The organism is Nostocoides sp., from assembly GCF_037045025.1.
In the GTDB taxonomy this organism is placed as follows: domain Bacteria; phylum Actinomycetota; class Actinomycetes; order Actinomycetales; family Dermatophilaceae; genus Nostocoides_A.
Window position 1 is genome coordinate 285,500 of record NZ_JBAOHM010000009.1, and the last position, 12,314, is coordinate 297,813.

Annotated in this window: 15 protein-coding genes; 9 read left to right on the top strand and 6 right to left on the bottom strand. The window is 66.7% G+C overall.

Features of this window, described 5'->3' with window-relative positions; genetic code table 11:
- Nucleotide 1: 1 nt before the first annotated feature.
- From V9G19_RS10380 to V9G19_RS10390, 3 genes are read right to left on the bottom strand one after another with little or no spacing between them, the layout of a single operon-like run.
- A complete protein-coding gene (locus tag V9G19_RS10380) occupies nucleotides 2-871 on the bottom strand; it encodes an amino acid ABC transporter ATP-binding protein (protein ID WP_462285394.1) in 870 nt (289 codons plus the stop codon).
- Nucleotides 871-1,818: an amino acid ABC transporter permease gene (locus V9G19_RS10385; protein ID WP_462285395.1), complete on the bottom strand. Its 948-nt coding sequence runs from the start codon at nucleotides 1,816-1,818 to the stop codon at nucleotides 871-873. The genes V9G19_RS10380 and V9G19_RS10385 overlap by 1 nt, the downstream gene beginning before the upstream one ends.
- On the bottom strand, nucleotides 1,818-2,759 hold the full coding sequence (locus tag V9G19_RS10390; RefSeq protein WP_462285396.1) for an ABC transporter substrate-binding protein: 942 nt from the start codon (nucleotides 2,757-2,759) through the stop codon (nucleotides 1,818-1,820). The genes V9G19_RS10385 and V9G19_RS10390 overlap by 1 nt, the downstream gene beginning before the upstream one ends.
- Before the next feature lie 181 nt (nucleotides 2,760-2,940).
- Between V9G19_RS10390 and V9G19_RS10395 the strand changes: the two genes are divergently transcribed.
- The 6 genes from V9G19_RS10395 to V9G19_RS10420 all read left to right on the top strand — a co-directional run bounded on the left by V9G19_RS10395 (nucleotide 2,941) and on the right by V9G19_RS10420 (nucleotide 7,364).
- The gene (locus V9G19_RS10395; RefSeq protein WP_462285397.1) at nucleotides 2,941-3,333 is read left to right on the top strand and encodes a phage holin family protein; all 393 of its coding nucleotides are present in this window, start codon (nucleotides 2,941-2,943) and stop codon (nucleotides 3,331-3,333) included.
- A gap of 5 nt (nucleotides 3,334-3,338) precedes the next feature.
- Nucleotides 3,339-4,424: a histidinol-phosphate transaminase gene (gene hisC / locus V9G19_RS10400; RefSeq protein WP_462285398.1), complete on the top strand. Its 1,086-nt coding sequence runs from the start codon at nucleotides 3,339-3,341 to the stop codon at nucleotides 4,422-4,424.
- Nucleotides 4,425-4,427: 3 nt separating this feature from the next.
- The gene (locus V9G19_RS10405; RefSeq protein ID WP_462285399.1) at nucleotides 4,428-6,014 is read left to right on the top strand and encodes a plasmid pRiA4b ORF-3 family protein; all 1,587 of its coding nucleotides are present in this window, start codon (nucleotides 4,428-4,430) and stop codon (nucleotides 6,012-6,014) included.
- A 73-nt stretch (nucleotides 6,015-6,087) separates the two neighbouring features.
- Nucleotides 6,088-6,327, top strand: a complete 240-nt coding sequence (locus tag V9G19_RS10410; RefSeq protein ID WP_462285400.1) for a hypothetical protein — start codon at nucleotides 6,088-6,090, stop codon at nucleotides 6,325-6,327.
- Entirely contained in the window at nucleotides 6,324-6,668 is a 345-nt protein-coding gene (locus V9G19_RS10415) for a type II toxin-antitoxin system PemK/MazF family toxin (RefSeq protein ID WP_462285401.1), read from the top strand. Before V9G19_RS10410 ends, V9G19_RS10415 begins: the two co-directional genes overlap by 4 nt.
- Nucleotides 6,669-6,830: 162 nt before the next feature.
- Nucleotides 6,831-7,364, top strand: coding sequence for a type II toxin-antitoxin system PemK/MazF family toxin (locus V9G19_RS10420; protein WP_462285402.1), 534 nt, complete (start codon nucleotides 6,831-6,833; stop codon nucleotides 7,362-7,364).
- A 45-nt stretch (nucleotides 7,365-7,409) separates the two neighbouring features.
- Here V9G19_RS10420 and V9G19_RS10425 read toward each other — a convergent pair whose 3' ends face one another.
- On the bottom strand, nucleotides 7,410-7,751 hold the full coding sequence (locus V9G19_RS10425) for a cupin domain-containing protein (RefSeq protein WP_462285403.1): 342 nt from the start codon (nucleotides 7,749-7,751) through the stop codon (nucleotides 7,410-7,412).
- Nucleotides 7,752-7,993: 242 nt separating this feature from the next.
- Nucleotides 7,994-8,245 carry a hypothetical protein gene (locus tag V9G19_RS10430; protein WP_462285404.1) on the bottom strand — a complete coding sequence of 84 codons (252 nt, stop codon included), beginning with the start codon at nucleotides 8,243-8,245 and terminating at the stop codon, nucleotides 7,994-7,996.
- A 621-nt stretch (nucleotides 8,246-8,866) separates the two neighbouring features.
- On the opposite strand from V9G19_RS10430, the gene V9G19_RS10435 reads away from it, so the two are divergent.
- Nucleotides 8,867-9,601 carry a hypothetical protein gene (locus V9G19_RS10435; RefSeq protein ID WP_462285405.1) on the top strand — a complete coding sequence of 245 codons (735 nt, stop codon included), beginning with the start codon at nucleotides 8,867-8,869 and terminating at the stop codon, nucleotides 9,599-9,601.
- On the opposite strand, the gene V9G19_RS10440 is transcribed toward V9G19_RS10435, so the two are convergent.
- The gene (locus V9G19_RS10440) at nucleotides 9,550-10,308 is read right to left on the bottom strand and encodes a transposase (protein ID WP_462285406.1); all 759 of its coding nucleotides are present in this window, start codon (nucleotides 10,306-10,308) and stop codon (nucleotides 9,550-9,552) included. The two genes, V9G19_RS10435 and V9G19_RS10440, sit on opposite strands and share 52 nt — an antisense overlap.
- Before the next feature lie 130 nt (nucleotides 10,309-10,438).
- On the opposite strand from V9G19_RS10440, the gene V9G19_RS10445 reads away from it, so the two are divergent.
- Both V9G19_RS10445 and V9G19_RS10450 read left to right on the top strand, forming a co-directional pair.
- On the top strand, nucleotides 10,439-11,617 hold the full coding sequence (locus tag V9G19_RS10445) for a hypothetical protein (protein WP_462285407.1): 1,179 nt from the start codon (nucleotides 10,439-10,441) through the stop codon (nucleotides 11,615-11,617).
- 1 nt (nucleotide 11,618) lies between these two features.
- Nucleotides 11,619-12,209 carry a hypothetical protein gene (locus V9G19_RS10450; RefSeq protein WP_462285408.1) on the top strand — a complete coding sequence of 197 codons (591 nt, stop codon included), beginning with the start codon at nucleotides 11,619-11,621 and terminating at the stop codon, nucleotides 12,207-12,209.
- Nucleotides 12,210-12,314: the final 105 nt, after the last annotated feature.

Consider the following 12,314-nt stretch of genomic DNA (forward strand, 5'->3'; position numbering starts at 1 on the left):
CCTAGCCCGACTCGGGCCCGGCCGATTCGATCCGCTCCTGCAGGCTGCTCGCCAACTGTTCGTGCTCGGCCTGCATCCGGCGCAGGAAGGCTTTGGTTCGCTCGTGCTGCGGGTTGTGGATGACCTGCTGGGGATCGCCCTGCTCGACCACGACGCCCTGGTCGATGAACACCACCCGGTCGGCGACGTCGCGCGCGAATCCCATCTCGTGGGTGACGACGATCATCGTCATTCCCTCACTCGCGAGCGTGCGCATGACGTCGAGCACCTCGCCGACAAGTTCGGGGTCGAGCGCCGAGGTCGGCTCGTCAAAGAGCATCAGCTTCGGGCGCATCGCCAACGCCCGCGCGATCGCGACCCGCTGCTGCTGGCCGCCGGACAACTGCGCCGGGTATGCCGCGGGCTTGTCCTGCAGCCCGACTCGCGCGAGCAGCTCCATCGCCCGATCGGTCGCCTCCTTCTTCGGCTCGCCCTTGACCTGGATCGGCGCCTCGATGATGTTCTCCAGGGCGGTCTTGTGCGGGAAGAGGTTGAACCGCTGGAAGACCATGCCGATCTCGCGGCGCTGCTGGGCGATCCGCTTGTCGTGCAGCCGGTGCAGCCGGCCGCCCCGGTCCTCATACCCCATCAGTTCGCCGTCGACCCAGATCCGGCCGCCGTCAATGGTCTCCAGCTGGTTGATGCACCGCAGGAAGGTCGTCTTGCCCGAGCCGGACGGCCCGAGGAAGCAGACCACCTCGCCGGCCCGCACGTCGAGGTCGATGCCCTTGAGCACCTCGGTGCCGTGGAAGGCCTTGGCGACGTTGACCGCGTGCACCAGCGGCATCGTGGCCTGCGCGTCTTGCTGCCGCGTGCGTGGCTCGGTGCTCATCAGTGGCTCCCGGTCCGGCCGAGCAGGTTGCGGACCCGGCGCTCCTTGGGCGCGCCGAACCCGCGACCAAAGTACCGCTCCAGGTAGGACTGGCCGACCATGAGGATCGAGCACACGATCAGGTACCACAGCGTGGCGGCGACGAAGCCGGGCATGATCTTGAAGCCGCGCTGGCCGAATTGGTAGGCCTGGTAGTACAGCTCGGTGATGATGGGGATCGCCGCGAGCAGCGAGGTGTCCTTGACCATGGCGATCGTCTCGTTGCCTGTTGGTGGCACGATCACCCGCATCGCCTGGGGGAGCACGATCCGGCGCATCGTCTGGCCCGGCGACATCCCCAGCGCGGCCGCTGCTTCGGCCTGGCCGGTGTCCACCGAGAGGATCCCGGCGCGCGCGATCTCGGCCATATAGGCCGCCTCCGACAGGCCGAGCCCGATGATGCCCACCCAGATCGTGCTGGAGATATCGTTCCACGAGAAGGAGGCGAAGGTCAGGTCGTTCGACATCCCGAAGAGGTGCGCCATCTGGTGGCCGAACGGCACGCCAAGATCGAACTGGCTGTAGAGGAAGCCGATGCCGCTGCCGAGGATCGCGAGCAGCACATACCGCGGCATGGCCCGGAAGAACCAGGTATAGGCGAAGGCGACACCGCGCAGAACCGGGTTCTCCGACAGCCGCATGATCGCGAGGATGACGCCCAGCACGACGCCGAGGATCATCGAGCCGATCGTCCCGAAGACGGTGCCCTTCCACAGGCCTTCCAGGACCGGCTTCTGCTGCATGATCTGGAAGGCGAACGGGAAGTCCCAGCGGTCGTTGGTGATAAACGAGCTGATCATCATCGCCAAGATGACGGCAATGACGGCGATTGCTACCCACCGCCATGGATGCCGGACCGGCCGGGCCTCGATTGCGCCCGGCCGGTCCGCTGCCACGCTGTCGGTCATCAGCCCACGTCAGGGTTGACGGCGAAGTCGGTGATCGCGCCGCCCTCGGTCTTCCACTTGGTCAGGATCTCCTCATACGTCCCATCGGCCTGGAGCTGCTTGAGCGCCTCGACGATGGCGCCCGCGAAGTCGTCCGAGCCGTCCTTGGGCAGGACGTAGCCATAGGGCGCGGAGTCGTATTGCTCGCCGAGGAGTTCGAGGCTGCCGGTGGTCTCGACCGCCGCGATTGCCGGCGGCAGGTCGGCGAGCATGGCGTCGGCCTTGCCGGAGACGACCATCGTGGTGACCTTGCCCTGGTCGGCGTCGACGAGTTGCTCGATCGGCTTCTCGCCGGCGTCGGTGCACTTCTTGCTGCGGGTGTCGAGGTCGTCGACCTGGACGGTGCCCTTCTGGGCCGCGATCTTGAGCCCGCACGCGTTCTCGGGGTCGACGCTCTTGGGGTTGCCCTTCTGGGTGACCCACTGCGTCCCGGCGCTGAAGTAGCTGACCATCGTCGCCTTCTTCAACCGTTCCGCGTTGATCGTGAAGGAGGAGATGCCCATGTCGTACTTCTTGGAGCTGACGCCGAGGATGATCGCATCGAACGCCGAGGGCACCCATTCGGTCTTGACGCCGAACTTCGCGGCGACCGCGTTGAACAGGTCCACATCCATACCGATGACGGTCTTGCCGTCGGCGTCGAGGTATTCGTTGGGCTGGTAGGTCGCGTCGGTGCCGATCTTGATGACCCCGGCACTCTTGATGCTCTCCGGCAGCTTCGCGGCGAGCGCGGAGTCCACGCCACCGCCGGCCGACGCGGAGCCGGACCCGGAGGCCGAGGACGCCCCGGCTGCCGGGGACGTGGTGCTGCTGGTGGACAGCGAGTCGGAGCCGCACGCGCTGAGGCTCAGCGCCGCGCCGACGAGGACGGCGATGGTGAAGGCGGGACTACGGCGGAACACGGGAAACCTCCATACGTGATACGGGTGGCGGTATCGCCGACCCTTGGCGAAGCGTAGTGCGAACGACGTCACGCGCAAGGCACCGCGGTGTCACGGTCTGGTGTCACGGTCTGGTGTCACGGTCACGTTTCGGCGCGCGTCGGGCTCCCGCAGGCACAGCCTGGGCTGAGAGGATGCCGTCATGAAGAACATGCTGATCAAGTTCGGCGTCAACGCGATCGCGTTGTGGGTCGCGGCGATGGTCGTCAAGGGCGTCTACCTCGGCGAGGACGCCGCCGACAAGCTCTCGACCCGCTTGCTCACGATCGTCCTGGTCGCGGTCGTCTTCGGTCTCGTCAACGCCGTCGTCAAGCCGATTGCCAAGGTGTTGTCCTTCCCGGCGATCGTGCTGACGCTCGGGCTGTTCACGTTCATCGTCAACGCGTTCATGCTGCAGATCACCGAGTGGATCTCCGACGCCGTCGGCCTCGATTTCACGATCAACAACTTCTTTTGGGATGCCGTGATGGCCGCGCTGGTCATCACGCTCGTCTCGATGGTGCTCAACTTCGTCCTGCCCGACGACGACGCCTGACCTCGATGACCTCGCCTGCGCCGCGCCCGGTCTTTGCTCGTATGCCGCGCTACCGCCCCGGACTGCCGCCCGCCCCGGTGGCGGGGCTGGCGGCATACAAAATCTCCTCGAACGAAAACCCCTATCCGCCGCTGCCGAGCGTGCTCGAGGTCGTGCGGGAGGCGGCGGGGAGCATCAACCGCTATCCCGACATGGGCAATGTCGCCCTCCGCGCGGCGCTCGCGGAGCGGCTCGGGGTGACGCCGGAGATGATCGCCCCGGGCACGGGCAGCGTCGGGGTGCTCGGCCAGATCATCGTCGCGATGTGCGAGGAGGGCGACGAGGTCGTCTATGCCTGGCGCAGCTTCGAGGCCTACCCGATCGTCACCGCGCTCGCCGGGGCGCGGGCCGTGGAGGTGCCGCTCACCGCCGATCACCGGCACGACCTGCCGGCGATGGCCGCCGCGGTCACCGAGCGCACCAAGGTCGTGCTCGTCTGCACGCCCAACAATCCGACCGGGACCCTGGTTCACGACGCCGAGCTGCGGGCGTTCCTCGCGCAGGTTCCGCCCGAGGTGCTGGTCGTCATCGACGAGGCCTACCTGGAGTTCGTCACTGACCCCGATGCCCCGGATGCGCTCGCGATCCTGCACGAGCACCCCAACGTCGTGGTGCTGCGGACCTTTTCCAAGGCCTATGGCCTGGCCGGCCTGCGGGTCGGGTATGCCGTCGCGCCCGAGCCGATCGCCGAGGCGCTGCGTCAGGCGGCCACGCCGTTTGGGGTGAACTCGCTGGCTCAGGCGGCCGCGGTCGCCTCGCTCGCGGCATACGACGAATTGGAGGTCCGGGTCAAGGAGTTGGTCGCGGAGCGCGGCCGGGTCGAGGAGGCGCTGGCCGCCCAGGGCTGGCAGCTGCCGCGCAGCCAGGCGAACTTCGTCTGGTTCCCGCTCGGCGAGGACACTCAGGCGTTCGCGGACGCGTGCGAGGAGCAGGCGCTGACCGTGCGGCCATACGGGAATGATGGGGTGCGCGCGACGGTCGGTGAGGTCGAGGCGAGCGACCGGCTGCTGCAGATCGCCGCCCGGTGGCGGGTCGAGCACCCCGAGGGGTGAGGGATGAGGCGCCTCTTCCCCCTGGACCCGGAGCGAGCGCAGGCGCTCACGGCGCTGGCGCGCGAGATCACCGAGCGCGAGCCCCTCGATCCGCCGGCGGTGCTGCGGCTGCGGGTCGACCTGGTTGATGCCGAGCCACCGATCTGGCGCAGCCTTGATGTCCGCGGCGACCTAACGTTGGAGGAGGTCCACAACATCGTGCAGGCGGCTTTCGGCTGGACCGATTCGCACCTGCACACGTTCTGGCTCGGGCGCACCCGGGACGACCGGCTGCGGACCGTCGGGGCGTGGGCCGACGAGGGCGAACTCGACGAGACCGAGTTGCGGGAAGTGGACGTCCGGCTCGATCAGGTCCTGCGCCGGCGGGGGAACAAGGCTGGCTATCGCTACGACTTCGGCGATTCGTGGGACCACACGCTCAAGGTCGAGAAGGTGTTGCCGCTGCGGGACGATGCTCCCCCCGCGGTCTGTGTGGACGGGCGCGGCTGCGGGCCGCTGGAGGACATCGGCGGGATCTGGTCGCACAACGAGCTGGCCGAGCTGATCCGGCAGGCGCCGGACTATCAACTTGTGCCCGAGCAGTATCGGGAATGGCTCGAGCCCGGCTATGACCCGGACGCCTTTTCCGTGAACGAAACCAACCGGCGCCTCGCGGTGGTGGGGAAGAGTCCGGACGATCTCCTGCAGGCCGCCCTCGAGGAGCTCCGGGGGCCGGCCGGGGATGTCGCCGCTATCGAGTTCCACCCGGCAGTGCGTCACCTGGTCGAGCGGCTCGAGCCATCGGTCGGCGCGGCGCTGCTGGAGAGCCTGGTGGCTGCCCCGGGGTCGGTACCGGAGGAGACCCTCGCGACCGTGATGCGACCGTACACGCTGCTGCTGGAGATCGCCGGCGAGGACGGGATCCCGCTGTCGGCCGCGGGGTGGATGAAGCCGGTGATCGTCGCCCGGATCTTCGGCGAGCTGGACCTGGACGAGGAGTGGCTCGGCAAGGGCAACCGCGAGGATCTGACGCCGGAGGTCGCGCTCATCCGGGAGGGTGTCGTCAAGGCTGGGTTGTTGCGCAAGGTCAAGGGGAAGCTGCTGCGCACCAAGGCAGGCCAGGCCTGCATGGGTGACCCGGCGCGGCTGTGGTCGCATCTGGCCGGCCGGATCGGCGCGCTGGACAACGGCTGGGCCGGTCAGGCGAACGTGACCTTCTTGTATGCCTGCGCTGCCGGGTCCCGCCATCCCGACAGGACGGCCGCCGACCTGTTGGCGAGCATCGGCTGGCGCACCGAGTCGCCGCTTAACGCCATGCGCGAGCGGCTTGGCCTGGAGTCGCCGGCTGTATGGCCGCGCTCGGTCGCCGAAGCCGTCGAGGTCGCCCATCTGGTGGTCCGGTCGATCCGCGGCCAACCCCTGTTGCGGCACCTGCGGGTTACCGATTCGGCCGACGGCGCCCGCCAGCACGGCACGCCGGAGGCGACCGAGCGGCTCGTGGCGCGTGCTCTTGCCGGGCGGACCCAGCAGGACTGGGATGCCGAGTTCGACCGGACGAGCACCATCGTGGCCGCGTTCGCGCGGGCGGCCTACGTGCGCGAGGGGTCGTGACCGCAGCCTTCGCCCTCCTGGTGTATACGAATGCGTAGCGTGCCCTGCGCGTTCTGGGCGCTACCATGGTCGCATGGCGGCAGCAACCACGACCATCAAAGTCACGCCGCACGCTCGCGACCGCATCAACGCGAGAGCACGCGCCCGGGGCATTACGCCGGCCGCGCTCGTGGAGGCACTCCTCGACGCGGATGATCGCGCCCAACGATTCGCCGCCGTGCGGGCCGGGTACGCAGCACTCGCGGCCGACGACGACTACCATGACGACGTTGCCGCGTGGGACGCGACCAGCGCCGACGGGTTAGACGGGTGACCGAGCCCTTCTGCGGACAGATCGTCTGGGTCAATCTCAGCCCGGTCGTCGGCTCCGAACAGTCCGGGCATCGCCCCGCGGTGATCATCTCCGGCAACGACTACCTCGCGAGCGTCCCGAACGTTCTGGTCGTCCTGCCGATCACGACGCGAGACCGCGGGCTGCCCAACCATGTCCGGCTCGGCGGCGACCTGGGCCTGGACGCGCAGTCGTTCGCCGTGACTGAGCAACCACGCACCATCGATCGGCGCCGAGTCACTGGCAGCGTGGGCCACGTCGACGCCGCGACTCTGCGGGAGATCCGCTCCTGGCTGGTCGACTTCCTCGACCTTGCCCCCTGACGACCTGCTCTCCGCCCACCGCCGAAGAGGCCCGGGTCCGGCTCTCGGGCACGGTCGACGTCACCCGGACACTGACAACCCGCAGCGGCGCAGCGCGTTCCGCCGCTCCTGGACGCGCGGTAATCAGGACTGCCTCGGTATACCAGGAGTAGACTGGAAAGAATGGCGGCGCCGACCACAACGGTCAAGGTGCGGATCACCACACGCGACCTGCTCCGCTCGATCGGAGCCGAGCGATACCAAAGCGCCGACGAGGTGATCGTGTGCGCGCTTGCCGCCCTCCAGCGCGACCAGCGACGGCGGATCGCCGCCGCGGAGGCCCGAGCCATCTCGAATGATCCGGACGACCTCGCCGAGATCCGCGCGATCTGGACGACATCGCCGCTCATCGTGAAGGGTGAGACCTATCGGCTGCCTGCACGAGGCAGGGGCCACGAGCAGCGTGGTCGCCGCTTCGCGGTCGTGCTGCAGCCCGACTGGCTGTCCCTGAGCACCTGGATCGTGGCTTTCACAAGCACCCGTGCGCGGGCGACCAGCTTCCGGCCGTCGGTGGTGATCGGGGGGCGCGAAACGCTGGTCCTGTGTGATCAGCTCGCCACGGTGGGCCTCAATCGGCTCACCGAACCGGTAGGGTTCTTGACGCTCGAGGAGATGCAGCGGGTGGACGACGCGCTCTGCTTGGTGCTCGATCTGTAGGGCGTGCGGCGGCTGGCCCGGAGCGGGTGGTCCCGGGAATGACGTTCAGACGGGTGTATCGACCATCACGAGCGTCATCCGGCACGCGGTCTCGGCAACCAGGGAGTGGGAGGCGCCCGGCGCCAGGTAAATGATGTCGCCATCGCCCATGACATGCTCGGTGCCGTCGACGGTGAAGCGCATCCGGCCGCTCACCAGTTGCACGACGACCGCGCGCGGCGAGGTGTGCTCGGTGAGCAACTCCCCGGCGTCGAAGGTGAACTGGACGACGCGCAGCAGGTCGTTGGTGACCAGGACCCGCGACGTTGTGGACTCGGCGACGACCGGGAGGGACTGCGCAAGGTCGAGGTGCGCGGAGGACTCGGACAATTGGGACAACTTCGGCACGCCCCTCAGAGTATTGGCCGCGACCCCCAGTACCAATCAGGTCACACCTCGAAGGCCTTGGTCGGGTCAGATCGATGGCGGCAGCGCCCGGTAGCCGATTTGGTCCGCGGCCGCGACGACGCAGGCGAAGGTGTTCGGCTGGGTCAGCGGCCGGGCGAAGGCGGGATCCTCGGGCAGGGCACCGGCTGCGGTGACATCAGTGGGGCGTTGTAACGGCGCGGTCCCTCGGCAAGGCGCCAGCTCTACTCGCGGGACTCGTCTGCCAACAACTGCGCGACCGCCGACGGGTCGTCCTTCGCGGACAGCCAGGCCACCGGGTTGAGCCCGCCGAGGTTCTCGTCGGGGGTGGACATGAACCGCGCAAGGCGGCTCGAGCCCCAGCCGGACGGGATCGCCGCCCGCGCCTGGTCCAGACCGGGCAGGGCCGCTCCGTCCTGGAACTGCGGGTCCTGGTGTGCATCGGGGATGACCGTGAAGTAGGCGTGCCGGGCCATGTCGGTTATGGCCCCCCAGCGTGCGCATCGAGGAAGGCGCGTTCAGCGGCCGCCAGACCTCTCCCGAAGTCGGTTGCGGGTGTCGCGCCCATGCGCCGAGCGTATGGCTGGCCGATGCGGCTGTCGGTCAGCTTCACTCGTCGGTTGCGGGTGTCGCGCCCATGCGCCGAGCGTATCCGTCGCGTGGGTGAGGCGTGTGGCCACCACGTTGACGTGGTGGCCACCGGCCGTGCATAAAGTGCTCGCCGATCGGCGGCCTGGATTTGCGATAGCGCCGGTGACAGATACCCACGCCGTCAAGGCAACTTGGTCGGCCAACAGCCCGCGAACGATCGCCGACAGCCCACGAACGACGCGGGGGCGCATGTCCTCGAATGCAGGGACATGCGGCCGTTACCCACCTTCCGTAGGTTGGCTACATTCGGTTTGTAAGTCGGGGGCTCGGGTGGCCTACTCTATCGGAAAGTCCACGCGACGCATGCCCAAGGCGCGAACTGGGAAGGAGTGGCCGTGTCTCGGCTCGGCGGCATCAATCCGTATTCCTTTGTGTCCCTAGGTGAACCGAAGAGGGCGCGCCCTGCGGGCCACCACAGGCTTCGACCAGGGCGCCTCTCCGGGTGGATGACCGTCACGTTTCGAGCAAAGACCGCGATCTACCTGCGCGACGAACACGGCAGGATTCCCCGCGAGGCGGGGCCCAACCCGCAGATCAAGATCCCTGGGTCCAGCATTAAGGGGGCTGTGCGCTCGGTTCATGAGGCCTTAACCGACTCCTGCCTGCGGGTTGTCGACCTGGACTACGTGCCCGTGCACCGAACCACGGTCACTACCTGGATGCTTGAGGGCTGGCGTCTCGCGGTGATCACGAAGGTTGAAGCGGGTGCGCACGGGGCCCTGCCTCTCGAGGTTGCCTTGTGTACTGAGGATCGAAAAGTGACTTTCGCCGATCCCGTCCCGACGAGCAGCGGCGCTGATTGGCGAACCGGCCATCGCTTTGCACTTCGAGGCGCCGCTGCCGAGGCTTCTGCCCGTGAGAAGTTGCGGCCTAGCGACCTCAAAAAAGACGAGAACGGCGAGTGGGTTCTGCTGGTCACCGACACCAAAGCGCGTCCGGACTCCGTCAAAGGGAAGTCGTGTGGCGTGCACTTCGTCATTGGCCGCGACGACCAAGCCCCCCGCTCCCGGGCTGTGGTCGACGACTCGGCGCGCCGCAGGCTGGCTCGGGCGCTCGAGGGCTCCGAGGATCGTCAACCGCGAAGCCAAAAGACCGAGTCGACGGGTGATTTCGCACCAGTGAGGCTTATTCACGAGGCTAGTTTCAGGAATTGTAGCCCGAGGACAGCGGTGATGGTTTGAGCGAATGTGTGGTAAGGCCGCCGGTAGTCGGTGTGGAGGATCCGCCAGGTTTTCAGGTGGGCGATGGTTCGTTCGATGGTGGCGCGGATCGCGTTGAGTTCTTTGTTGAATTGTTTCCGGTCGTCGGTGAGTTCTCCCTTGGGTGGCTTTTTGATGGGGGTAATCAGGCCGGCGCCGATGTAGCCTTTGTCCGCGATGATCGTGGCGTCACGGTCGCCGTCCAGGAGGCCGCTGGCGCGCAGGGCGGTCAGGTCGTGGGTGGACCCGGGAAGGGGATCGGAGACCCACAGCAGGCGACCCGACAAGGTGGCGGCGACCTGGACGTTGACACCGGTGGTGTGGTGTTTGCCGGAGTAGAGGTCGGGAACATCGGCCCAGGACCAGCACGGGAGCAGAGTTCCGTCGATGATCAGCACGACCTCGGGGTCGAGGTCGTCCGCGACCGGGATCCAGTCGGCGGTGGCGTCGGCCAGCACCGGGGTCATCGCGGCGATCGTCCGCGAGATCGTGGGCTGGGAGGTGGCGTACCGGTCGGCCAGGTCGTCTTGGGTGTGGTTTCGCCGCAAATAGGTCAGGGTGATGATGATCGACTTCCGTAATCCCAGCGACGGCGGGTAGGCCAGCGAATATCCCGCGTTCTCCAGGTCGCGGATCAGGAGGACGAGACGGTCGATCTGGCCCCTGGTGTAACCGGTGGTAGAATACATTCGCGACAGTCCGATCTGGAGGTTTGAGTGTGGAAACCAAATCTTCTCTTGGAGCGGGCTGTCGCTTTGTCAGGCGCTCCGATCAGAATGTCGCGATTGTATTACATTCCCCAACCGTGAATAAGCCTCAGTGTTCTGGCCTTTGAACGAGAAGAGAGAAGGAGACGCCAGTTCCCAATTAATCGGCAGTCGACTGAAAATGTCCTCCACCCTGGGGCCGGGGACTCCAATTTGGGTTCGCACCAAGAGGACGGATGCGGGCGAGCTGGTCACAGATATCAGGCTTTCCCAGGCCTGGCGAGATGTCGGCAAGTTCTCGATCCGCGAACGCCTTGGGGAGGCGTTGCCCTGCGTCGATCCCACAGATCTCTGCCCGAGCTGCCGGTTGCTGGGATCGGCGGGCGATGACGAGAGGCCGGTGGACAGAGCGACCCAACAGAACTCATATCGCGGCCATGTGCGCTTCTACGATGCAGTTGCGGTCGAAGAGCCGACCATCCACAAGTTCTCGCGTGCCCCGCTATCGTCGCCGAAGCCGAGCGCCGGCCAGTTCTATCTCGACAACGCGGGGTGGACCGGAAAAGCCTCCACGGAACCACTGGCCAAATGGGGGTCGGAGGCTGACACCGGCGGGATTCCCCGGGGCATTCGCGGCCGCAAGTTCTACTGGGCCACTAGGGCTGGGACGCCGGGCCAGATCCCCGGATCCCGACACCGCTCGCACAGGCAGGACCACCACCGTGAGAGCCAAGTCGCCGATATCGAACTGATTGCCGCGGGTGCGGTGTTCAGCACTCGCATCGCGTTCGACAACGTGTCTCCGGCGGATCTGGGTTCGCTGCTTTGCGCCGTCGATCCGAATCTTGCGTGGCCCGCCAGGGACGGGAAGCTTGTTACTCGACTCGGCGGTGGCCGACCGTTCGGTTGGGGCGCGGTGAAGGCAAGCATTTCGGATGTACATCTCGAATGCGCATCGGAGCGCTACCTCGGTCTCGCGCCCCCCGCCGACGATGGCGCCCCCAATGCGGCGGATTGTGTTAACGACTTCTTGGATCACGGCCTCACACGGAACGCCAGTCAGCTCTGCAACCTGCTTACGCTCGACTACGTCTCAGATCGTCACGTGCACTACCCCAACGATCTTGGCAATCCGTTGGGGGAGCCGAACTTCGACTTCTGGAAGGCCACCAGCGGACAAGAACTCGCGGACGCGGGGCTGCCTGAAGAGAAGCGCCGACGGCCACTCACGCCTTTGCCTGACGCGTCAGCACCACCATCCGAGCAGGGTATGTCGGTCGAAGGGATCTGATGTGGTGCCCAAGCGAGGAGGCTCGAAGAAGAAGTCCGCCCGCAACACAACTTCGTCACAGCAGCGGGCCAAGCAGAGTCGGCGCGAGGTCTCGCGATCGACGCGGGACCCTCAAGCGACGACCAGCGCGCGTGGCGAACCGATCGTTGCTGCTGATTCGGCAAGTTCCACATACGCGTATGTGGATATCGCCGGTGTGCGCATCCAGTCCTGGCTTGCGCGAACCCCGAAACTTGCCGCGCGCCGCGGTGCGTCCGTGGCACTGGCGAGCCTCACCTCGGAACGTTATGTAACCGAGGTCCTCACGCGGTTGGCGGTCCACTATCCGACCGATTGCGCAACCGTGGAATGGAATCCCGAGGCAGGCGAGATCTCCGGCGTGATCTCGCTTCGGATGTCCGCGCAGCTCGGGCCGCCACCCGAATCGGCCATACGGGTCGCCGCAGCAGTAGCCGAGGGTCTTCGCTCGACTTTGCCCGCACTCCCGCTGTCGGTGACCGTGACAACGGCGTCGAGCTACGTTGATGCGTATGCCGAGAGCCCGACGAGCCCTAACCCGAAGTTACGGCTGGTTGACGTGGCGAACAGTTGAGTCCGTAACGTTGGTGTACGAGGCCGGTGGTTGTTCGTGTCCTTCCCGGGAGACACGACGGCCACCGGGCATCCTTCGAGTGAACCCATCACAGCACTCTCGAAA